The organism is Cupriavidus sp. 10L43_2, from assembly GCF_056395265.1.
Map to the genome: position 1 here is coordinate 249,847 of NZ_JBFTJE010000002.1, position 21,459 is coordinate 271,305.

Sequence of the window (21,459 nt, forward strand, 5' to 3'; positions counted from 1 at the left end):
ATTGCTACAAGGTCTGGGTCGGCCGTCCGGAATCGATGGCCTTGCCCAGGATTTCCTCGACGGCACGGCGCAGGTTGCGGCCATTGTCGTCCTCGGGCAGATGCACGCCCACGCCGGGGGTCTTCATCGGCGTACCGGCCGGCGTGATCCACGCCACCGTGCCCTGCACCTGGTATTTCTGCGGGCGGTCCAGCAGGGACAGCACCAGGAACACCTGTTCGCCAATCCGGAACGGCCGGTTGGACGGCACGAAGATACCGCCGCGCGTCAGGAACGGCATGTAGGCCGCGTACAGCCCCGCCTGGTCCTTGATCGACAGCGACAGCACGTTCGGCCGCTGCGCGGCGCCTGCCGTGGCAGGTTGGCCCGGCACGGTGGCGGGTGCTCCGGGTGCTCCGGGTGCGGCCGGACGCACGGGCGCGCCGGTGACTGGTGCATTCATTGTTTGACCCCTGTTTGGCGTTGCGCCCTGTCCGCTTGGTGCGGCGCTATTTGGCGCGTTTGACAAATCGACAGCTTGACTGCGTTAGCTTTTACCACGGGCGGCGCCCGATTCCTATCGCCCGGCGGCACTTCCCTGGAACAAATGCCGGTAATCGAGGAAAACGGACTCCATGACGAGGCGCGCCGCCAACGGATGGTTCTCGTTGCGCCGATGGCCGACCAGCCGGGCGCTGAACGCCTGGAGGCGGTGGGCATCGGTGGCGCCGGCACAACGCGCCAGCGCCGCCTGCTCCTTCGGGAAATAGCGGACCGCGCCGGTGCCGACGCAGAGCGCCAGCAGGTCATAGGTCCAGCGCTGGAGCGTGCCGAGCACGGCCGGCACCGGCAGCTTCTGAAGCTGCTCGGCGGCGGCCAGCGCGTCGAACGCGGCGCCCGCGCCCAGTTGCGAGACCAGCCAGCGCTGCATCGGCTGCTCCTCGGCTTCGGCGGCATGGAGCGCCGTCAGCGGCGATCCGCCAGCCAGCGCCAGTTGCGCCTCGGCATCGGCCACGCCCTGGCTGCGCAGCCAGTCCAGCGCAGCGGCGGCCGTGGGGCGCTCCACGGAAAACTGGCGGCAGCGGGACAGGATGGTCGGCAGCACGCGGTCCAGCCGGTCGGTCACCAGCAGGAAAACCGTGGACGGCGGCGGCTCTTCAAGCGTCTTCAGCAGCGCGTTCGCGCCTTCGGTCTGCAGGGCATCGAGCGGATAGACCACCACCACGCGCAGCCCGGCGCGGTGCGTGCCCACGCCCACGGCCTCGATCAGCGCGCGCACCTGCTCCATGCGGATGATCTTGCTTGGCGCCTTCTTCTTGGCGCCGCCCTCGGCCTCGCCATCCGCCTCGCCGCTCGCATCGAGCGCCTCGGGGCGGACCACCGTGAAATCGGGATGGTTGCCCTGGCTGAACCAGTGGCAGGCCCCGCAGGTATTGCACGGCTGGCCATCGGCAAGAGCCGACTCGCACAGCAGGCCCTGGGCGAAATGCAGCGCCAGGTCCCGCTTGCCAATGCCTTGCTGGCCATGCAGCAGCATCGCGTGCGGCAGCCGGGGGCGCAGCGCAGCCAGTCGTTGCCAGTCTTCTCGTTGCCAGGGATAAAGCATGCCGATTCAGTCAGTTAGCAGGGATCGCTCATGTATTGTCGGAGGGTGGCCAGCGGACATCATCGCCGCCATATAGGCCATCCGGATCAAAGGCTTGCGATGATTTCCTCGAGCGTTACGCGAATCTCGTCGATCGAGCGCGTGGCGTCAATGACCCGGAAGCGCGCCGGGGCTGCCGCCGCACGGCGCAGGTACTCGTCACGCGTGCGCTGGAAGAAGGCGCGCGATTCGGCCTCGAACTTGTCCGGGGAACGCGCGCCGGCCAGCCGCGCACTGGCGGTCTCCAGCGGCACGTCGAACAACAGGGTCAGGTCGGGTTGCAGGCCGCCCTGCACCCAGGTTTCGAGCACTTCCAGCCGCCCGGTGGGCAGGCCCCGCCCGCCGCCCTGATAGGCGAACGTGGCGTCGGTGAATCGGTCCGAGATCACCCAGTCGCCTCGAGACAGGGCTGGCTCGATGACTTCGGCGATGTGCTCGCGGCGCGCCGCGAACATCAGCAGCGCCTCGGTTTCCAGGTGCATCGGCCGGTGCAGCAGCAGCTGGCGCAGGTCCTCGCCCAGCGGCGTGCCGCCCGGCTCGCGCGTGGTCACCACGCTGCCCGTATCGGCACGTGCGCGCAGGCGTTCGGCCACCCAGTCGATATGGGTGCTCTTGCCGGCGCCGTCGATGCCTTCGAAGGTAATGAATTTTCCGCGCATGAAAGGCTTATTTGCCGCGCTGGTATTTATCTACCGCGCGATTGTGTTCGGGAAGCGAATTGGAGAAATGGCTGCTGCCGTCGCCGCGCGCCACGAAGTACAGCGCATCGGACGGCGCCGGCGTGGTGGCCGCGGCCAGCGAGGCGATGCCCGGCAGCGCGATCGGCGTGGGCGGCAGGCCGGTGCGGGTGTACGTATTGTACGGGGTGTCCGTCTGCAGGTCCTTCTTGCGCAGGTTGCCGTCGAACGACTCGCCCACGCCATAGATCACGGTCGGATCGGTCTGCAGCATCATGTTCTTGCGCAGCCGGTTGATGAACACGGCGGCAATCATCGGCCGCTCCACGGCCTGCCCGGTCTCCTTCTCGACGATGGAGGCCATGACCAGCGCCTCGTACGGCGTCTTGTACGGGAGGTCCGGCGCGCGGGCGTTCCAGGCTTCGTTCAGGCGCTTCTGCATGGCGCGGTAAGCGTGGCGATACAGCTCGACATCGCTGCTGCCGCGCGCGAACAGGTAGGTATCGGGGAAAAACAGCCCCTCGGGTGACGGTTCCGTCGCACCGATGGCCTTCATCAGGTCTGCATCGGACATGCCCGCCGTGTCGTGCTTGAGTGCCGGGTTGGCATCGACCGCCGCCCGCATCTTGCGAAATTCCCAGCCTTCGATCACGGTAACCACATAGTGCGTGACCTCGCCCTTCACCATCTTCTCGATGATGTCGAGCGGCGTGATACCGGTCTCGAACTGGTAGCCGCCGGCCTTGAGGTCGGCGCCGTGGCCGGTGATGCGGGCCAGCAACTGGAACAGGCGCGGGTCCATCGACACGCCGCCGCGCTGGATCTGGCGGCCGACGGCGGTGACGCCCGAACTGGGCTTGATGATGACCTCGACGGGCGAGGCGGACAGGCCGACCGGCTGGTGCGCCCACCAGGCGAAGCCGCCGGCGGCTGCCAGGGCAAAGACCAGCAGGACCCCGATCAGACGCAGAACAATACGTTTCATGGAGGATTGGTGAATTTTGGCGACGCCAGGGTGATGCCAACGCCATGCCCCCAACGGCGGGTCGGGATCGGCAGGGCGGCGGGCCGGAATGGCGACAGCCCCATATAATACCGGGAGCCCCGCGCCGCCACGAGCCCGCATCGTCACCTTGCCGATTGCCCTGGCGGCAAGCGTCCCTATATAGAGGAGGCGGCGGCACCCCATTCGGCGTGCGGCCGCCTCCCGTCACCTGTTCGCCAACCGGCCTGATTGCATGTCCAACGCAACTCCCACCCTGGCTTCGAGCCTTGAATCGCTGCGCCGCACCGGCGTAATCGCCACGCCTGCTGGCGTCGGGCTGATCCGCGTGGCCGGCGACGATGCCGCCGCGTTCCTGCACACCCAACTGACCAACGCCGTCGAGGATCTGTCCCCGGACACGGCGCGGCTGGCCGGCTACTGCTCGCCCAAGGGTCGCCTGCAAGCCAGCTTCCTGATGTGGCGCGATGCCGACGGCATCGTCCTGCAGATCTCGGCCGACATCCAGCCGGCCATCCAGAAGCGCCTGAGCATGTTCGTGCTGCGTGCCAAGGCCAAGCTGTCCGATCTTTCCGCCACGCATGGCGTGCTCGGCGTGGCCGGCCCGGCTGCCGCCGGCGCGCTCGCCGTGGCGGGCCTGCCCGCGCCGCAGGGTCCGCTTCAGGCAGCGAGTGCCGAAGGCGTCACCGTGATTCGTCTGGCTGATGCCGATGGCGCCCCCCGCTGGCAGATCGTGGCCCCGGCGGAGCGCATCGCCGCCCTGCAGCAGACGCTGTCCGGCAACCTCGACGCCGCCGCGCCGGCCTTCTGGGACTGGCTCGACGTGCTCTCCGGCGTGCCGCGCATCAGCACGCCGACGCAGGAGCAGTTCGTGCCGCAGATGATCAATTTCGAGCTGATTGGCGGCGTGAACTTCCGCAAGGGCTGCTATCCGGGCCAGGAAGTCGTGGCGCGCAGCCAGTATCGCGGCACGCTCAAGCGGCGCATGTGGCGCCTGCATGGCGATGGCGAGGTACCGGCCGCCGCCGCCGAGATCTTCCGCCCGGAAGACCCGGAACAGCCGTGCGGGATGATCGTCAACGCGGCGCCGTCGCCTGAGGGCGGCTGGGATGCGCTGGCGGAACTGAAGATCGAGGCGGCCACGGGCGCGCTGCGGCTCGGCGCTGCTGACGGCCCGGCCGTGGCCACGCGTGCGCTGCCGTACGAAGTGCCGCTGCCGAATGCGGCCGAAGCGGCCGGCTGAATCTCCCCGGAGCGCCGACATGAGCGATCATCTGTACGTCTATTTCAATGTACCGGACGAGCGGGCCGTCGAGGCCCTGCCCCACTGGCACCGCTGGATGGAAACGGTGGCCGAAGCCACCGGGATTGGTGGTACGCTCATGCGCAGGCCCGAGACCCGCGCCGGCCTGCAAACCTGGATGGAATGCTATGCCGATGTGCCGCCCGCCTTCGACGCCACGCTCACGGGCCTGTGGCACCAGAGCGGGTTGTCGCAATGGGTCAGCGGCGAGCGGATGGCGGAACGGTTCGTGGATCTCGATGTCTTGTAGTTGTCTTGCAGTGTGCTGCATGAAGACATCGACTGATCAAGTTGTAAAGGAAGTGCTATGTGCCTGATTCTGGTGGCCTGGCAATCGCACCCGGACTATGCCCTGGTGGTTGCCGGCAACCGCGACGAGTTCTATGCCCGCCCGGCGGCGGCCGCGCACTGGTGGCAGGATGCCCCCCACGTGCTGGGCGGTCGCGACCTCGCGGAAGTGATTGGCGAACCCGGTACGTGGATGGGCATTGCGGGCGCTGACGCCCAGCATGCCGGCCACGCCCACCCGGGCGCGCGCTTTGCCGCGCTGACCAATTACCGCGCGCCGTCCGAGAAGCGCACCGATGCGCGCTCGCGCGGCGAACTGGTGTCGCAGTTTTTGCGCGGCAACCAGAGCGCCGACGAATACCTGCATGCGCTGGCCGGCGACCACGGCGCCTACAACGGCTTCAACCTGCTCGCGAGCGATCTGCACGACCTCTGGTGGTACAGCAACCGTTCGCCGTCGCGCCAGCCGCAACGGCTCAAGCCGGGGCTCTACGGCTTGTCCAACGCGCTGCTCGATACGCCGTGGCCCAAGGTGCGCAGCCGCGTGGGCGCGATGTGCGAAGTGTTGGCAGCGGATAGCGGCCAGCCTACCGCCAGCGCGGAACCGTACCTGCAACTGCTGGCTGACGACCGTCAGGCGCCCGACTGGGAACTGCCGCGCACGGGCGTGGCGCCGGAATGGGAAAAGCTGCTGTCGTCGTCGTTCATCCGCTCGCCGAGCTACGGCACGCGCGCCAGCACGCTGCTCCGCGTGCGGCACGATGGCCGTTTCGACTTCAGCGAGCGCAGCTTCGATGCGAATGGTCCGACCGGCGAGGTGATGTATCGCGGCCGGCTCAACGTGGCGCGCGACCCGGGCACCGTGCCGGCGCCCCGGTAATCACTGTTAAATCCGTTTCCGCATCTCCACGTGCGGGATGCCGGCTTCCTCGAATTCCTCACCCACCTGCTCGAACCCCACGCGCGCGTAGAACGGCGCCGCGTGGGTCTGCGCGTTGAGGATCAGTTCGGGATAACCGAGTTCAGCGGCCTTGGCCATCAGCGCGTCCAGCACCTTCGCACCCATGCCGGTGCCGCGCGCCACCTTCAGCACGGCCATGCGGCCGATGTGGCCGTCCGGCAGCAGCCGGCCCGTGGCCACGGGCGTGCCATCGGCGGCGAATGCCAGCGCGTGCCAGCTCGGCTCGTCCATGTCGTCCCATTCCAGTTCCACCGGCACACCCTGCTCCTCGACAAAAACGCTGTAGCGGATGGCGCGGGCGCGCTCGAGGGCTTCGGCCCAGGCGCAAACGATGACGGTCTCGGACATGATTCGATCCAGCTTGGAAGTCTGTAGAAAGGCGCAATGATACGCTGCGCAACGGGCGAATCGTAACGCAATGCACCAAACATCCTAGGGTTTCCCCGGTCGGCAGGCGCGCCGAAAATTTGTATGATGACCTGACTACCTGATCACTGCCCTCCCTCGCCGTGCCCGTCTTCCAGAAAATTCCCGCCCGCGCCCTGACCGACAGCGTTGCCGAACAACTGCTCGAGAAGATCGAGGGTGGCGCCTTCCCGCGCGGCGCCAAGTTGCCGACAGAGGCCGTGCTGTCCGAGGAATTCGGCGTCAGCCGCACCGTGGTCCGCGAGGCGATTGCCCGGCTGAAGTACGAGGGGCTGGTGGAATCGCGCCAGGGAAGCGGCGTATTCGTCACCGATCAGGCGGGCATCCGGCCGCTGCGCATCGACTACACCGATACCGGCACGCTCGAATCGGTGCTCCAGATCGTGGAACTGCGCCGTTCGATCGAAGCCGAGGTAGCCGCGCAGGCCGCGCGCCGCCGCACCGATACGGCCATGACCAATATCGACGCCGCGCTGGCGCACCTCGATGCCACCGTGGCCGAAGGCGGCGATGGCGTGCAGGCGGACGTGGCCTTCCACCGTGCCATCGCCGAAGCCACCGGCAACCCCTATTTCCTGAAGACGCTGGCCTTCCTGAGCCAGTACCTCGAAACCGCCACGCGGGTGACCCGCACCAACGAAGCCCGCCGCGAGGACTTCTCGCGCCAGGTGCGCGAGGAACACCAGACCATCGTCGCGGCCATCCGCGCCGGCGATGCCGATGCCGCGCGCAACGCCGCGCAGACCCACATGTACAACGCCGCGCGCCGCCTCGCCCAACTGGGCGAGGACACGCCGGCCGAACGCGACGGCCTCCGCTCGCACTGAAACACTTCCGTAGGAGATTCAATATGTCCCGCAATGTCGGCGTCATCGGTTTGGGCGCAATGGGCAATGGTGTCGCGCAGTCGCTGCTGCGTGCCGGTTTCAAGGTCCACGCCTGCGACCTGCGCCCCGAGGTGCTGCAACGCTTTGCCGATGCCGGCGGTGTGCCGTGCGCCAATCCGGCCGAACTCGGCGAACGTTGCGACGTGGTCATCACGCTGGTGGTGAACGCCGCGCAAACGGAAGCGGTGCTGTTCGGTGACAACGGGGCCGTGCCGGCCATGTCCGCCGGCAAGCTGGTCATCGCCAGCGCCACCGTGCCGCCCGTCTTCGCCGAGACGCTGGGCAAGCGGCTGGCCGAGCGCGGCCTGCTGCTGCTGGACGCACCGGTCTCCGGTGGCGCAGCCCGCGCCGCCAGCGGCGAAATGACCATGATGACCTCCGGCCCCGCCGAGGCCTACGCGCTGGCCGAGGACGTGCTGGCCGCGATGGCGGGCAAGGTCTACCGCCTGGGCGACGCGCACGGTGCCGGCTCCAAGGTCAAGATCATCAACCAGCTGCTGGCCGGCGTGCATATCGCCGCCGCCGCCGAGGCCATGGCGCTGGGCCTGCGCGAGGGCGTGGACCCGGACGCGCTCTACGACGTCATCACGCACAGCGCCGGCAACTCGTGGATGTTCGAGAACCGCGTGCCGCACATCCTCTCCGGCGACTACACCCCGCTGTCCGCCGTTGACATCTTCGTCAAGGATCTGGGGATGGTGCTCGACACCGCGCGCACCAGCAAATTCCCGCTGCCGCTGTCCGCCGCCGCACACCAGATGTTCATGATGGCCTCCACCGCCGGCCACGGCGGCGAGGACGACTCGGCCGTGATCAAGATCTTCCCCGGCATCGAACTGCCGGCGGCCAAGGCCAAGTAAGGGAGCGCGATGATGACTGCATCGACCCCATCGACCCACACGCCCCTGCTCGGCTGCATTGCTGACGACTTCACCGGCGCCACCGACCTCGCCAACACGCTGGTCCGCAATGGCATGCGCACCGTGCAGACGATTGGCGTGCCGGCATCCGGCACGGCCAATGACGCCGTGCAGGCGGACGCCATCGTCGTGGCGCTGAAGTCCCGCACCATCCCGGCCGCCGACGCCGTCGCGCAATCGCTGGCCGCGCTGGCCTGGCTGCGCGCCCAGGGCTGCCGCCAGTTCGTGTTCAAGTACTGCTCAACCTTCGATTCGACGGACGCCGGCAACATCGGCCCCGTGGCCGAGGCGCTGCTCGAGGCGCTGGGCAGCGACTTCACCATCGCCTGCCCGGCCTTCCCAGAGAACGGCCGCACCATCTTCCGCGGTCACCTGTTCGTGGCCGATACGCTGCTGAGCGAGTCCGGCATGGAACACCATCCGCTCACGCCGATGACCGACGCCAACCTGGTGCGCGTGCTGCAACGCCAGAGCCAGAGCAAGGTCGGCCTGCTGCGCTACGACAGCGTGGCGCGCGGTGCCGACGAGACCCGCACGCGCATCGGCGCCCTGCGTGCCGAAGGCGCGCGGCTGGCGATTGCCGATGCGATCTCCGACGCCGACCTGTTCACGCTCGGCCAGGCCTGCGCCGACCTGCCGCTGATCACCGGCGGCTCCGGTATCGCCCTGGGCTTGCCCGAGAACTTCCGCCGTGCCGGCCTGCTGCCGCAACGCGTGGATGCCGCCGAGGTGCCGTCCGTCGATGGCCACGGTGTGGTGCTGGCTGGCAGCGCGTCGCGCGCCACCAATGGGCAGGTAGCGCACTGGATCGCCCAGAAGCGCCCCGCCCTGCGCATCGACCCCCTCCGGCTGGCCCGTGGCGAGCCGGTGGTGGACGAGGCGCTGGCCTTTGCCGCCGATCGCGCTGAACCCGTGCTGATCTACGCCACCGCCACCCCGGATCAGGTCAAGGCCGTGCAGGCCGAACTGGGCGTGGAGCGCGCCGGCCATCTGGTGGAGGCCGCGCTGGCTGGCATCGCCGCCGCGCTCAAGGCCTCGGGCACGCGCCGCTTCGTGGTGGCCGGCGGCGAGACCTCCGGCGCCGTGGTCCAGTCGCTCGCCGTGCAGGCGCTGCGTATCGGCACGCAGATCGCGCCGGGCGTGCCCGCCACGGTCACGCTGGACGCCACGCCACTTGCGCTGGCCCTGAAATCGGGCAACTTCGGCGGCGAGAATTTCTTCGACGAGGCGCTGCGCGCGCTGGGAGCGGCGCAATGAGCGGCAAGACGGAATCCGCGCTGCGCGAGGAGATCTGCCGCGTCGGCGTCAGCCTCTACCAGCGCGGCTACACGGTCGGCACGGCGGGCAATATCAGTGCCCGGCTCGATGACGGCTGGCTGATCACGCCGACCGACGCCTGCCTCGGCACGCTCGACCCGGCCGCCGTGGCCAAGGTCGGCCTGGACGGCAGTTGGGTGTCCGGCGACAAGCCGTCCAAGACGCTGACGCTGCACCGCGCCGTCTACGACAACAATCCGAACGTGCATGGCGTGGTCCATACCCACTCCACGCACCTGGTGGCGCTGACGCTGGCTGGCGTCTGGCAGCCCGACGATGTCCTGCCCCCTCTCACGCCGTACCACGTGATGAAGGTGGGTCATATACCGCTGATTCCCTACCACCGTCCCGGCGACCCAGCCGTGGCCGCGCGCGTGGCCACGCTGGCCAACGACGTGCGCGGCGTGCTGCTGGCGCGCCTCGGGCCGGTGGTGTGGGAAGACAGTGTCTCGCGCGCGGCGTACGCGCTGGAAGAACTGGAGGAGACCGCCAAGTTATGGATGATGCTCAAGGACCAGGCCGGCTTTGCCGACCGCGCCAGCCTCGATGAGGCTGCGTTGACCGAGCTGCGCGACGCCTTCAAGGCGCGCTGGTAGCCCGGGCAGGCCCGACGTCGATCAGTAGAACGCCCCCCTAGGACAAAACGCGACGATTTTCGCGACGCGAGCTGCGTGGTGCCCCCGGCCCCGCGCGGGATGCGTGCGCGCCAACGATTGCCGGCCGTCATCCGACGGCCATGAAATTGGAGACCTCAAACGTGAATACTTCCCACACGGCGGCCGGCGCGGCTGCCATTCCCGCCAGCGGCCGGCTCGACGCCGACGCCGTCATCGAGAAACGCGCCTACAAGAAGGTGTTCTGGCGCATCATGCCGTTCCTGATGCTCTGCTACGTGATCGCCTACCTCGATCGCGTGAACGTGGGCTTCGCCAAGCTGCAGATGGCCCAGGACCTGCAATTCTCGGAAACCGTGTTCGGCCTCGGCGCCGGGCTGTTCTTCATCGGCTACTTCCTGTTCGAGGTGCCCAGCAACCTGCTGATGCACCGCATCGGCGCGCGCATCTGGATCGCGCGGATCATGATCACGTGGGGCATCATCTCGGCGCTCTTCGTGTTCGTGAAGACGCCGACCACGTTCTACATCATGCGCTTCCTGCTCGGTTTGGCTGAAGCGGGCTTCTATCCCGGCGTGATCCTGTACCTCACCTACTGGTTCCCGGCCGACCGCCGCGCCAAGATGATCGCGCTGTTCATGTCGGGCATTCCGGTGGCCGGCATGTTCGGCAACCCGCTCTCGGGCTGGATCATGGACGCCTTCCACGACACGCACGGCTGGGCCGGCTGGCAGTGGATGTTCTTCATCGAGGCCCTGCCGGCATTCCTGATCGGTGTCGTCACGGTCTTCGTGCTGCGCGACGGCATCGACAAGGCCCCGTGGCTCGACGCCGATGAAAAGCGCGTGCTCAAGCGCAATATCGAGGAAGACGAGCGCAACGCCAGCGCCGCCGCCACGGCCAACGGCCAGCGCGGCGTGCATTCGCTCGGCGCCGTGTTCAGCGACCGCCGCGTGTGGTGGATGTGCCTGATCTACTTCTGCTTCGTGACCGGCCAGTACGCGCTGACGTTCTGGATGCCGACCCTGGTCAAGGCCAGCGGCGTAAGCGGCAACCTGAAGATCGGCCTGCTCTCGGCGATTCCGTTCGTCTGCGCCATCGTCGTCATGAACATCCTCGGCCACAGCGCCGACGCCCGTCGCGAACGCCGCTGGCACCTGATCGTGCCGGCCCTGATGGGTGCCGTGGGCTTTGCCATCGCGGCCTCGTTCACCGACAATACCGTGGTAGCCATCGCCGCGCTGTCCCTGGCGGCCGCCGGGGTGTTGACCTGCGCACCGCTGTTCTGGTCGCTGCCGACGGCGTTCCTGTCGGGCATCGCCGCCGCATCGGGCATCGCCGTGGTCAACTCGGTGGGCAACCTCGCCGGCTTTGTCTCGCCGTACATGGTGGGCACGCTGAAGGATCTGACCCACAGCACGCAGCTGCCGATGTATGTGCTGTCCGGCATCCTGGTGGTGGGCGCGCTGCTGGTGTGGCTGACGCCCGCTAAGATGGTCAACCGCTGATTCCATTCCTCCTAGGAGACCGCCATGCCGCGCTTTGCCGCGAACCTCTCGATGATGTACACCGAGCACGATTTTCTGGACCGGTTCGCCGCCGCGGCGGCGGACGGTTTCCAGGCGGTGGAATACCTGTTCCCGTACGATCATCCGGCCGCCGAGATCCGCAAGCGGCTCGATGACAACGGGCTGACCCAGGCACTGTTCAATGCGCCGCCGGGCGACTGGGGCGCGGGCGAGCGCGGCATCGCCGCCCTGCCCGGCCGCGAAACCGAGTTCCGCACCGCGTTCGCGCGGGCGCTCGAGTACGCCGGCGTGATCGGCAACGACCGCGTCCACGTGATGGCCGGCCTGGTGCCGGCCGATGCGGACCGCGCGAAGGCGCGTGCCACGTATCTCGAGAACCTGGCCTATGCCGCCGCCTCGGCCGCCGCGCAGGGCGTGACGGTGCTGATCGAGCCGATCAACACGCGCGACATGCCGGGCTACTTCCTGAACCGCCAGGACGACGGCCAGGCCATCTGCCAGCAGGTGGGCGCCGCCAACCTGAAGGTGCAGTTCGACTGCTACCACTGCCAGATCGTCGAGGGCGACCTCGCGGTCAAGCTCAAGCGCGACTTCGCGGGCATCGGCCATATCCAGATCGCCGGCGTGCCGGACCGCCACGAGCCGGATCTGGGCGAACTGAACTATCCCTACCTGTTCAACGTGATCGACGAACTCGGCTACGACGGCTGGATCGGCTGCGAGTACCGCCCGCGCGCGGGCACCTCGGCGGGTCTCGGCTGGCTGACGCCGTACCTCAATCGCTGAACTGAACGTCTACACGACTGAGCTGCAACCATGAATGTACTGATTACCGGCGGCGCCGGCTTCCTCGGCCTGCAACTGGCCCGCCTGCTGCTCAAGCGCGGCAGCCTGAACCTCGACGGCAAGGCCGTCACGATCGACCGCCTGACGCTGCTGGACGTGGTGGCGCCGCAGATCGACGATGCGCGCGTGCGCGTGGTCACCGGCGACCTCTCCGACCCGGCCGTGCTGGCCCGCGCGATGGATGCCGATACCGGCGCCGTGTTCCACCTGGCCGCCGTGGTCAGCGGGCAAGCCGAGGCCGACTTCGACCTCGGCATGCGCGTGAACCTCGATGCCTCGCGCGCGCTGCTCGAAACCTGCCGCCAGCTGGGCCACCGCCCGCGCGTGGTGTTCACGAGTTCGGTGGCCGTCTATGGCGGCAAGCTGCCGGCCGTAGTGCAGGACGACACCGCGCTGAACCCGCAGTCGTCGTATGGCGCGCAGAAGGCCATCGGCGAACTGCTGCTGTCCGACTACAGCCGACGCGGCTTCGTCGATGGCCGCGTGCTGCGCCTGCCGACCATCAGCGTCCGCCCGGGCAAGCCCAACGCGGCGGCGTCGTCGTTCGCCAGCGGCATCATCCGCGAACCGCTGGCCGGCGAGGCCGCCAACTGCCCGGTGGCCCCCGAGACGTCGCTGTGGCTGCTCTCGCCGCGCGGCGCCATCACGGCGCTGGTCAACGGCCTGGAACTGGACGGCGCGCGCTTCGGCAACCGCCGCGTGGTGAACCTGCCGGGCCTGTCGGTAACCGCCAAGCAAATGGTCGAGGCGCTCCGGCGCGTGGCCGGCGACACCGTGGCCGACCGCGTCACCTGGCAGCGCGAAGAACGCATCGAGAACATCGTCGGCACCTGGCCGGCGGCATGGGACGTCACCCGCGCCGTCGAACTGGGCTTCCAGAGCGACGCGAGCTTCGATGACGTGATCCGCGGCTATATGGAGGATGCGGGAATCGGGGGCTAAACCGTCCGACTGCGGTTCGATTGCGGAGGTTTTCGTCCCCGAAAGCCTCCGCCCTACCGCTCCGGCTTCACCACCTCGTACGCCTCGATCGTCTCCCTGACCTGCCCGGGGATCGGGGCCGATTTCTGCGTGGCCGGGTCAGCGCAGACGTAGATCACCTCCCCGGTGATCAGGTGTTCGTCGCCGCGATACATTTCCACGCGGAACAGCATGCTCGAGCGGCCCAGGCGGGCCATGCGGCCGCGGATCTCCAGCATGTCGTCGAACCGCGCCGAGGCGTGGTATTCCAGGGTCGACTTCACCACGAAGATGTCCACGCCGTGCGCGTGGAGGACGTCTTCGGGATAGCGGATGCCCACCGCGCGCCAGTACTCGGTCACGCAGATATCGCAATACGTCAGGTAGTGCGCGTTGAAGACGATGGACTGCGGGTCCACCTCGGCCCAGCGCACGCGCAGCGGCACGCTGTGGCGGAAATCCTCTTTCGCCATGTTTCGTATTCCCCAAGCCAATACGGGCGCCTCGAGGGGCGCCCGCATGTCATCGACATTCAGCGAATTACTGTGCCTTGGCCAGGCCCAGCTTCTCGATGATGGCCTTTTCCTTCTTGACCGTCTCGGCGGCGAAAGCCGCGTACTGCTCGCTGCTCATGTAGTACGGCTCCATGTCGAACTTGGCGAGCGACTCGCGGTAGTTCGGCATTTCCATCGCCTTCTTGAACGCGTCATGCAGTTTCTGCACGATCTTCGGGTCCGTGCCCTTCGGCACCACCAGCCCGAACGGCGACGTCTGGACGATGCCCATGCCGAGTTCCTTTAGCGTCGGCACGTTCGGGAAGCGCGCCGAGCGCTTCTCGCCCCAGGTGGACAGCAGGCGCAGCTTGCCCTGCTCCACATACTGCGCCCACGCCGGCGTGTCCGCCACCGACATCACGTGGCCGCCCAGCAGGGCCTGCATCGATTCCGAGTTGCCTTTGTAAGGAATATGCGAGAACTGCACGCCCTGGCGCATGGCCAGTTCTTCCATGGTCAGGTGCAGCGTGGTCATCGAGCCTGGCGAGCCGTAGGTCAGCTTGCCCGGATTGGCCTTGGCGTAGGCCACGTACTCCTGCATCGTCTTGATCGGCGAATCGGCCGGCACCACCAGACCGAACGAATACCCGGCCAGGTTGATGACGTACGACAGGTCCTTCACCGGATCCCAGTTGATCTTGGTGGTGTACGGCAGGCGGTAGACCGGCATGGCGACCTGGGCCAGCGTGTAGCCGTCAGGCGCCGTGGATTGCATCAACTGGGCCGGCAGCACGCCGCCGGCACCCGGCTTGTTCTCGACGATCACGGGCTGGCCGAGGATCTTCGAGGCGTTGTCGGCCAGCACACGGAACGGGATGTCGGTGGAACCGCCCGCCGTGTAGCCGATGATCAGGCGGATCGGCCGGGTTGGGAATTTGTCCGCCTGCGCGTGGGCCGGCAGGGCTGCGAAACCGATCGCGGCCGTGGCGGCGAGCATGCCCGCACGGGCGATGAAATGGCGGCGTTGCATAAGTCAATGTCTCCTTCTTCTGCTGCAGTTCTGCAATATTGCGACTTCAGGTCTTGAATGCTTGACGGAGCGCGCCGTTGGCGTCGGCGTGCGCCTGTAGTACAGCCGGCACGAAGCGGCCGAGCTTGAAAAAATCGTGAATCATCGACGGATAGTCGACCAGCGTGGCCGGCACGCCCGCCGCCTGGAGCTTGGCGGCGTAGGCCACGCCCTCGTCATGCAAGGGGTCGTAGCCGGCCACGGCGATCCAGGCCGGGCATACCCCGCGCACATCGGCGCCGGTACCGCCCCCGTCCAGCGGCGCGAAGCGCCAGTCGTCACGGTCGGCGTCCTGGCCCAGATAGTGCGAAAAGAACCACTGGATCATGTCGCCAGTGAGCAGGTAGCCCTCGGCCAGTGCGCGGTGCGAGGGTGTGTCCTGCCGCGCGCTCGTGCCTGGATAGATCAGCAGTTGCAGCACCGGCGCCAGGCCGGCGTTGCGGGCCGCCACGGCGCTGGCTGCGGCCAGCGTGCCGCCGGCGCTGTCGCCGCCGAGCGCGATCCGGGCCGGGTCGGCGCCCAGCCGCTCGGCTTCGGCGACGACCCAGTGCAGCGCGTCGAACGCATCGTTGGCGGCCGTCGGGAATTTCCAGTCCGGCCCGAGCCGGTAGTCCACCGACAACACCAGGCATTCCGCGCCCATGCAGAACGTGCGGCACAGCGCATCGTGCGAATTGACACTCCCCACTGTAAACCCGCCGCCGTGGAAATACACCAGCAACGGCAGCGGATCGGCCCAGCTTGCCTCGCGCGGTGCATAGAGCCGCACCGGAATCTGATGGCCGTCGCGCGCCGGGATGGCGAAGTTCTCCACGTCATGGACGGGCGGCGGCGAAATATCGAGGATCGGGGCGCTTTTCTCGTACGCAATCTTGGCGTCCGCCACGTCCAGCGCGTGGATCGGCGGGCGCTTGGCGCGCGCGATCAGGTCCAGCAACTGCGCAACTTGCGGGTCGAGCGGCTGGGAGGACTTGCCAGGAGGAACACCGGACGCGGAATCGGTCGGCAAAGGCTTGGCGGACATGGACTGACCCGAGGAAGCTGTCTCTGAATATTGTCGAGGTTCGAATAGTGAACGATCGTTCGTTTTCCGTATCATGCCAGCGTTTTGCGGTTGCAGCATGACGAAATCATTCCGGCGATGTGTTTTGGCGACGCTTTTGCGCGATCATCGACCACATCAGCGGCTATGCTGAGAGCGTATTCCATCGGGAGACACCATGACAGGCGAGCACTTGCAGGTTGTACACGGGGATATTACGCGGCTGGAGGTCGATGCCATCGTCAATGCCGCGAACAACGGCTTGTTGGGCGGCGGGGGTGTGGACGGCGCCATCCACGGCGCGGGCGGGCCGGCCATCATGAACGCGTGCCGGGCGATCCGCGATGCACAGGGCGGCTGCCCGACCGGCGAAGCGGTCATCACCACGGGCGGCCTGCTGCCGGCGCCCTATGTCATCCATGCGGTGGGGCCGGTCTGGAAAGGCGGGAGCCAGAACGAGGACGCGCTGCTGGCCAACGCCTACCGCAACAGCGTGCGGCTGGCCGGCGAGCAGGGCCTGCGCACCCTCGCCTTCCCGAACATCAGCACCGGCATCTACGGCTTTCCGCGCGAGCGCGCCGTGGACATCGCCATCCGCGCCGTGCGGGACGCCCTGCCCAAGGCGCCGAGCCTGGAGCAGGTGACCTTCGTCTGCTTCGATGACGAGAACTACCGCCTGTATCGCGAGCGGCTCACCTAGTCACCTTCACCACCCTCCACGATCGATCACGGCAGCGCGCTGCGGATCAGCAGATTGATCCGCTCGGGCTGCTCGTGGATGATCCAGTGCGTGCCTTCCGGAATCCGCTCCAGGCGCAGGTCGGGGACGAAGTCCTCCAGCCCGTCCGCGAGCGTCTTCGGTAGCGCGCGGTCGTTCTCGCCCCAGATCACCAGCGTGGGCACGCGTACGACGAAGGCCGACGGATCGAGCCGCGAGATGTCCGGCGCGGCTTCGCCCGGCCCGGGCGGGTGCATCGGCGAGGCGCGGTAGTAGTTCACGCCCCCCGTAAGCGGATGGCTCCCGGCATCGCCCGGCTGCGACCACGCCGCGTGGTACCGCGTGCGCGTCTCGCCGTTGAACCAGGCGGGCAGCCGGTCGGCATCGCCCGTCAGCATCTTCTCCAGCAGCGCGAATTCGTCAGCGGCCAGCGCCTGCTCGGACCCCGGCTTGCGCAGCCAGTTCATATAGCCCGACGCCTTTTGCTGCGCCGCATCGGCCGACAGCGCGCGCGCAAACACATAGGGATGGGGCGAGTTGATGATGATCAACTGCTCGACCAGATCCGGATGCTGGATGGCGAGGTTCCAGCAGATCGCCCCGCCCCAGTCGTGCGCCACCACCACGCAGCGCTGGTAGCCCAGCGCGCGCACGAACTGCACGAGATCCTCGACCAGATGCTTCGGTTTGTAGGCGTCCGGCTCGGCCGGCTTGCTGGACAGGTTGAACCCACGCAGGTCCGGCGCCACGGCGAAATGGGTCTGGCCGAACTGCGCCAACTGGTGCTCCCAGGCGTACCAGAACTCGGGAAAGCCATGCACGAACAGGATCAGCGGCCTGCCCTGCTCCCCGGCGCTCGCGTAATGGAGGCGGGTGCCGTTGGGCAGGTTGGCAAACTGCAGGTGCTGAATCACAGCGGGTGCGGTCATCGCGGTCTCCATCGCCACTCCTTTACGTTAGGGTGGCTCGGTTCAGCCGCGCAGCGCGGCGATCAGGCCGGCGCGCACTTCTTTCTTGTCGCCGAACGGATCGCCCGGATTGCGCTGGCCGACGATGTCCTCCATGCGTTGCCGCACCGTCTCCAGCGCCTGCGGGTGGGAGTAAATATAGAAGCTTTCGTCGCGGATGGCGTCGAAAGTGAGCTGCGCCACATCGGCCGCCGTCACCTTGCCCGAATGGACGGCCTTGTCCGACAATGCCTGCGACACCAGTTGCGAGCGCGTGGGCGGTGCCTCATTGGCCAGCCCGGCCGGCCGGTTGCGCTGCGACTGGCTGATGCCGGTCGGCACGAAGTACGGGCACAGCACCGAGCAATGCACCTGCTCCGTGACCAGGCTCAGATCCTGGTAGAGCGATTCCGATAGCGACACCACCGCGTGCTTGGAGACGTTGTAGACCCCCATCGCCGGCGGGTTCAGCAGCCCCGCCATCGACGCCGTATTGACGATATGGCCCTGGTAGGCCGGGTCCTTCGCGGCGGCGGCCAGCATCAGCGGGGTGAAGATCCGCACGCCGTGGATCACGCCGTAGAGGTTCACGCCGAGCACCCAGTCCCAGTCCTTCTGGGTGTTTTCCCAGAGCAGCCCGCCCGCGCCGACGCCGGCGTTGTTGAACAGCAGGTGGACTTCGCCGAACGCGGTCATCGCCGCGTCAGCCAGCGCCTGCATGTCTTCGGCGCGCGACACATCGGTGCGCAGGCCGATGACTTGCACGCCCTGCGCCTTGAATTCGGCGACGGTTGTGTCGAGTGCATCCTCCTGCACATCGGCCAGCACCAGCTTCATGCCCAGCGAAGCGCCGATCCGGGCGAACTCCTTGCCGAAACCGGACGCGCCGCCGGTGATCACCGCCACCTTGCTCTCGAACTGCTTCATATCGTCTCCTCCGGCAGATGCCTTCTTATATAGGGATGTCAGGCGGCGGACTGCACGTGGTAGCCCTGCCGCGGGAAATGGACGTTGACGGCGCCGGCACGCGGGTCCTGCCGGCGGATGGTGACCACGTGGCCGGTCAGCGTCAGCAGCACGCCGGCGACGGGATCCTTCGCATAATCGGTGGGCGTGACCGTGACCGGGTCGCCCGCCGCCAGGCCGCTGCCCGGCAGGATGGTGGTGTCGTGCGGCAGCGGGTCGTGGTTCAGCGCGTCGGCGATGGCGGTCTCGGGCGGCACCACGCGCAGCTTGCCGTGGCCGTACGCCTGCATGCGCGCGAACCAGGTCTTGACCAGCGGGTAGCCGTCGAGGATCGCCGCCAGCGGCGTGGCGCGGCGGATGAACCAGAGGTTGTGGAACAGCGAGAAATCGGCAATCGACAATTCCGGGCCGGCCACATGCGGCACGCCGGCTGCGAACTGCTCCTGCAGGCGGCCCAGCGTGTCGTGGAGCATCGCGGCGGCCTCGGGCAGCGGCATGCGCAGCGCGTTGGTATCGCCGCGCATGGCCTTGCGGTCGGCGATGAACGCCTGCACCTGGCCCGGCGTCAGGTGCGCCAGCATCGCCTGCACGCCGGCTGGCTGCATCGTGTAGGTGACCGAGGCCGTGAACAGCGCGCTGTCGATCCACCCCGCCGCCAACCGCGCCGAGGCAGCCTGGATGGCCGGATAGAGCGGCGGCTGGGGGGCCAGCCGGTCCAGCACGTCGCAGATCAGCGCCGTATCGCAATAGATGTCCGCGCCAATCTGCATCACCGGGGTGCGCCGGTAGCCGCCGGTCAGCGCCAGCAGGTCGGGCTTGGGCAGAATGGGTGGGATCTCCACCGCGTTCCAGGTCAAGCCCTTGGCGCCGAGTACGAGACGAATCTTCTCGGAAAACGGCGAGGTGGCGTACTGATGCAGGATGATGTCAGGCATGCGATGCGGGTCCGGTCAGGTCGGGTTGGATCGATTGGGGGCTTATTCCAGGAGGTCGGGCTGCTCGCGCACGATGCGCGCGTACAGCGGCTGGAACTGGAACCAGCCCGCCTGTGCGGTACCGACGATGGAGTATGCCTGCCGCGCCGCTGCCTCGCCAATCATCTTGAGCGGGGCGTTGGTACGCGCCGCCGCGGCCTCCGCCAGCAGTTGCACCTGGCACGAGCGCTCCATCGTGATGAACCACCACGCGGCCTCGTCCACGGTCTTGCCGACGGTCAGCAGGCCGTGGTTCTGGAGGATGGCGGCCTTGTTGTCGCCCAGCGCGTTGGCAATGCGCTGGCCTTCGTCGAGTTCCACCACCACGCCGCCGAAGTCGTCATACAGCGCGTGGTCGTCGTAGAAGGCGCAGACGTCCTGGGTCAGCGGATCGAGCTTGCGGCCCAGCGTGGACCACGCGCGGCCATGGGTGCTGTGCGAGTGCGCCGCCGCCACGGCGTCCGGCCGGGTCCCGTGCACGCGCGAGTGGATGGCGAACGCCGCCGCGTTGACCGGGTAGTCGCCCTCCACCACGTTGCCGTGGTGGTCGCAGCGGATCAGGTTCGACACCGTCACCTGGCTGAAATGGACGCCGAACGGGTTGACCCAGAAGGTGTCCTCGAACTCGGGGTCGCGCGCGGTGATATGGCCAGCCACGCCTTCATCGAATCCGAATTTCGAGAACAGCCGGAACGCCGCCGCCAGCCGCTGCTTGCGGTGCAGCCGCTCCTGCGCCGGGGTGTCGAACTTGGGCGGGCGCGGCAGGTTGCGGTAGCGGGCCTTGACCTCCTCGGACAGGCCCTCGGCCATGTCGTCGGGGCGGGGTGCGGATTGCGGGGCGTTCATGGGGTGTCTCCCTCTATATGTATACGTTTAGCGTCAGACCAGCTTCACGAGCTGCTTGCCGAAGTTCTTGCCCTTCAGCAGGCCGATAAAGGCTTCCGGCGCGCTGGCCAGCCCTTCGGCAATGCTCTCGCGGAACTTGATCTTGCCTTGGGCGACGTAGGTGCCCAGTTCCTTGAGCGCCTGCGGCCAGACGTCCATGTGCTCGGAGACGATAAAGCCCTCGATGCGTGCACGCGATACAAGGATCGCCCGCGGATTGCGGATCGGCATGTCCTGGCCGTCGTAGCCGGCGATCAGGCCGCACACCGCCACGCGCGCGAAGGCGTTCAGGCGGGCCAGCACCACGTCGAGGATGTCGCCGCCCACGTTCTCGAAGTAACCGTCGATGCCGTCCGGGGTGACTTCCTTGACCATCGCATAGAGTTCCTTGGCGTCCTTGGCGGCCTTGTAGTCCACGCAGGCGTCGAAGCCGAGTTCCTTGACCACGTAGTCGCACTTGTCCTTGCCACCGGCCACGCCGATCACGCGGCAGCCGGCCAGCTTGGCCAACTGGCCCACCACGCTGCCCACCGCGCCGGACGCGGCGCTGACCACGATGGTCTCGCCCGCCTTCGGCGCGATGATCTTGTTCAGGCCGTACCAGGCGGTCACGCCGGGCATGCCCACCGAGCCGAGGTAGGCCGACAGCGGGATATGCGTGGTGTCGACCTTCTGGATGCCGCCGCCATCGGTCACGCCGTATTCCTGCCAGCCGAACATGCCGACGACCTTGTCGCCCACGTTCCACTTCGGATTCTTGCTCGCCGCCACCTCGCCCACGGTGCCGCCGATCATCACTTCGCCCAGCGGCTGCGGGTTGGCGTACGACTTGCCCTCGCTCATGCGGCCGCGCATGTACGGGTCCAGCGACAAATAGTGGTTGCGCACGAGCACCTGGCCATCGGCCAGTTCCGGCACGGGCGCCTGCTCCAGCCGGAAGTTGTCGGGCGTGACGGCGGCCTCGGGGCGCGATGCCAGGACGATGCGCTGATAGGTTTGCTTCGACATG

24 protein-coding genes are annotated in these 21,459 nt (G+C 67.6%); 11 read left to right on the forward strand and 13 right to left on the reverse strand.

Annotation, left to right across the window (positions count from 1 at the left end):
- Positions 1-4: 4 nt before the first annotated feature.
- From AC1DEL_RS03395 to mltG, 4 genes are all read right to left on the reverse strand, one after another.
- Complete coding sequence (locus AC1DEL_RS03395; protein WP_441591031.1) at positions 5-442, reverse strand: PilZ domain-containing protein; 438 nt, start codon at positions 440-442, stop codon at positions 5-7.
- A 114-nt stretch (positions 443-556) separates the two neighbouring features.
- Complete coding sequence (locus AC1DEL_RS03400; protein WP_092293205.1) at positions 557-1,585, reverse strand: DNA polymerase III subunit delta'; 1,029 nt, start codon at positions 1,583-1,585, stop codon at positions 557-559.
- Positions 1,586-1,671: 86 nt separating this feature from the next.
- Positions 1,672-2,283 (reverse strand): dTMP kinase, encoded by a 612-nt coding sequence (gene tmk, locus AC1DEL_RS03405; protein ID WP_092293203.1) that lies wholly within the window; start codon positions 2,281-2,283, stop codon positions 1,672-1,674.
- 7 nt (positions 2,284-2,290) lie between these two features.
- Positions 2,291-3,286, reverse strand: coding sequence for an endolytic transglycosylase MltG (gene mltG, locus AC1DEL_RS03410; RefSeq protein ID WP_477125215.1), 996 nt, complete (start codon positions 3,284-3,286; stop codon positions 2,291-2,293).
- A 253-nt stretch (positions 3,287-3,539) separates the two neighbouring features.
- Between mltG and ygfZ the strand changes: the two genes are divergently transcribed.
- Genes ygfZ through AC1DEL_RS03425 form a run of 3 tightly spaced genes read left to right on the forward strand, consistent with a single transcriptional unit; the run spans position 3,540 to position 5,775 of the window.
- The gene (gene ygfZ / locus AC1DEL_RS03415; protein WP_092293199.1) at positions 3,540-4,547 is read left to right on the forward strand and encodes a CAF17-like 4Fe-4S cluster assembly/insertion protein YgfZ; all 1,008 of its coding nucleotides are present in this window, start codon (positions 3,540-3,542) and stop codon (positions 4,545-4,547) included.
- 19 nt (positions 4,548-4,566) lie between these two features.
- Positions 4,567-4,857, forward strand: a complete 291-nt coding sequence (locus AC1DEL_RS03420; RefSeq protein ID WP_092293197.1) for a DUF4936 family protein — start codon at positions 4,567-4,569, stop codon at positions 4,855-4,857.
- A gap of 57 nt (positions 4,858-4,914) precedes the next feature.
- Positions 4,915-5,775 carry an NRDE family protein gene (locus AC1DEL_RS03425; RefSeq protein ID WP_092293195.1) on the forward strand — a complete coding sequence of 287 codons (861 nt, stop codon included), beginning with the start codon at positions 4,915-4,917 and terminating at the stop codon, positions 5,773-5,775.
- 6 nt (positions 5,776-5,781) lie between these two features.
- Here the strand turns inward: AC1DEL_RS03425 and AC1DEL_RS03430 are convergent, their stop codons facing one another.
- On the reverse strand, positions 5,782-6,204 hold the full coding sequence (locus tag AC1DEL_RS03430; protein WP_092293193.1) for a GNAT family N-acetyltransferase: 423 nt from the start codon (positions 6,202-6,204) through the stop codon (positions 5,782-5,784).
- Between the two features lie 161 nt (positions 6,205-6,365).
- On the opposite strand from AC1DEL_RS03430, the gene AC1DEL_RS03435 reads away from it, so the two are divergent.
- The 7 genes from AC1DEL_RS03435 (at position 6,366) to denD (ending at position 13,337) form a co-directional block, all read left to right on the forward strand.
- The gene (locus AC1DEL_RS03435) at positions 6,366-7,109 is read left to right on the forward strand and encodes a FadR/GntR family transcriptional regulator (protein WP_092293192.1); all 744 of its coding nucleotides are present in this window, start codon (positions 6,366-6,368) and stop codon (positions 7,107-7,109) included.
- Between the two features lie 23 nt (positions 7,110-7,132).
- Positions 7,133-8,029, forward strand: coding sequence for an L-threonate dehydrogenase (gene ltnD / locus AC1DEL_RS03440; RefSeq protein WP_092293190.1), 897 nt, complete (start codon positions 7,133-7,135; stop codon positions 8,027-8,029).
- Between the two features lie 12 nt (positions 8,030-8,041).
- Positions 8,042-9,346, forward strand: coding sequence for a 3-oxo-tetronate kinase (gene otnK, locus AC1DEL_RS03445; protein WP_477110268.1), 1,305 nt, complete (start codon positions 8,042-8,044; stop codon positions 9,344-9,346).
- Positions 9,343-10,002 (forward strand): 3-oxo-tetronate 4-phosphate decarboxylase, encoded by a 660-nt coding sequence (otnC, locus tag AC1DEL_RS03450; RefSeq protein WP_441591035.1) that lies wholly within the window; start codon positions 9,343-9,345, stop codon positions 10,000-10,002. Before otnK ends, otnC begins: the two co-directional genes overlap by 4 nt.
- A gap of 140 nt (positions 10,003-10,142) precedes the next feature.
- Positions 10,143-11,528: an MFS transporter gene (locus AC1DEL_RS03455; protein ID WP_369823377.1), complete on the forward strand. Its 1,386-nt coding sequence runs from the start codon at positions 10,143-10,145 to the stop codon at positions 11,526-11,528.
- A gap of 24 nt (positions 11,529-11,552) precedes the next feature.
- Positions 11,553-12,335 (forward strand): 2-oxo-tetronate isomerase, encoded by a 783-nt coding sequence (gene otnI, locus AC1DEL_RS03460; RefSeq protein WP_477125216.1) that lies wholly within the window; start codon positions 11,553-11,555, stop codon positions 12,333-12,335.
- A 30-nt stretch (positions 12,336-12,365) separates the two neighbouring features.
- Complete coding sequence (denD, locus tag AC1DEL_RS03465) at positions 12,366-13,337, forward strand: D-erythronate dehydrogenase (protein WP_441591037.1); 972 nt, start codon at positions 12,366-12,368, stop codon at positions 13,335-13,337.
- A gap of 53 nt (positions 13,338-13,390) precedes the next feature.
- Here the strand turns inward: denD and AC1DEL_RS03470 are convergent, their stop codons facing one another.
- The 3 genes from AC1DEL_RS03470 to AC1DEL_RS03480 form a co-directional block, all read right to left on the reverse strand.
- A complete protein-coding gene (locus AC1DEL_RS03470) occupies positions 13,391-13,828 on the reverse strand; it encodes a YbgC/FadM family acyl-CoA thioesterase (RefSeq protein ID WP_144195519.1) in 438 nt (145 codons plus the stop codon).
- A 67-nt stretch (positions 13,829-13,895) separates the two neighbouring features.
- Complete coding sequence (locus AC1DEL_RS03475) at positions 13,896-14,879, reverse strand: tripartite tricarboxylate transporter substrate binding protein (protein WP_092293180.1); 984 nt, start codon at positions 14,877-14,879, stop codon at positions 13,896-13,898.
- 46 nt (positions 14,880-14,925) lie between these two features.
- Positions 14,926-15,942: an alpha/beta hydrolase gene (locus AC1DEL_RS03480; RefSeq protein WP_092293178.1), complete on the reverse strand. Its 1,017-nt coding sequence runs from the start codon at positions 15,940-15,942 to the stop codon at positions 14,926-14,928.
- Between the two features lie 196 nt (positions 15,943-16,138).
- On the opposite strand from AC1DEL_RS03480, the gene AC1DEL_RS03485 reads away from it, so the two are divergent.
- Complete coding sequence (locus AC1DEL_RS03485) at positions 16,139-16,660, forward strand: O-acetyl-ADP-ribose deacetylase (RefSeq protein WP_092293176.1); 522 nt, start codon at positions 16,139-16,141, stop codon at positions 16,658-16,660.
- A gap of 26 nt (positions 16,661-16,686) precedes the next feature.
- Here AC1DEL_RS03485 and AC1DEL_RS03490 read toward each other — a convergent pair whose 3' ends face one another.
- The 5 genes from AC1DEL_RS03490 to AC1DEL_RS03510 are packed head-to-tail and all read right to left on the reverse strand — an operon-like array spanning position 16,687 to position 21,458.
- Positions 16,687-17,619 carry an alpha/beta fold hydrolase gene (locus AC1DEL_RS03490; RefSeq protein WP_454757031.1) on the reverse strand — a complete coding sequence of 311 codons (933 nt, stop codon included), beginning with the start codon at positions 17,617-17,619 and terminating at the stop codon, positions 16,687-16,689.
- A gap of 30 nt (positions 17,620-17,649) precedes the next feature.
- A complete protein-coding gene (locus tag AC1DEL_RS03495) occupies positions 17,650-18,552 on the reverse strand; it encodes an SDR family oxidoreductase (RefSeq protein ID WP_441644186.1) in 903 nt (300 codons plus the stop codon).
- 38 nt (positions 18,553-18,590) lie between these two features.
- Positions 18,591-19,526: a glutathione S-transferase family protein gene (locus AC1DEL_RS03500; RefSeq protein WP_477125217.1), complete on the reverse strand. Its 936-nt coding sequence runs from the start codon at positions 19,524-19,526 to the stop codon at positions 18,591-18,593.
- 42 nt (positions 19,527-19,568) lie between these two features.
- A complete protein-coding gene (locus AC1DEL_RS03505) occupies positions 19,569-20,411 on the reverse strand; it encodes a class II aldolase/adducin family protein (protein WP_441591039.1) in 843 nt (280 codons plus the stop codon).
- 33 nt (positions 20,412-20,444) lie between these two features.
- Positions 20,445-21,458, reverse strand: coding sequence for an NADP-dependent oxidoreductase (locus tag AC1DEL_RS03510; RefSeq protein ID WP_092293163.1), 1,014 nt, complete (start codon positions 21,456-21,458; stop codon positions 20,445-20,447).
- Position 21,459 lies beyond the last annotated feature (1 nt).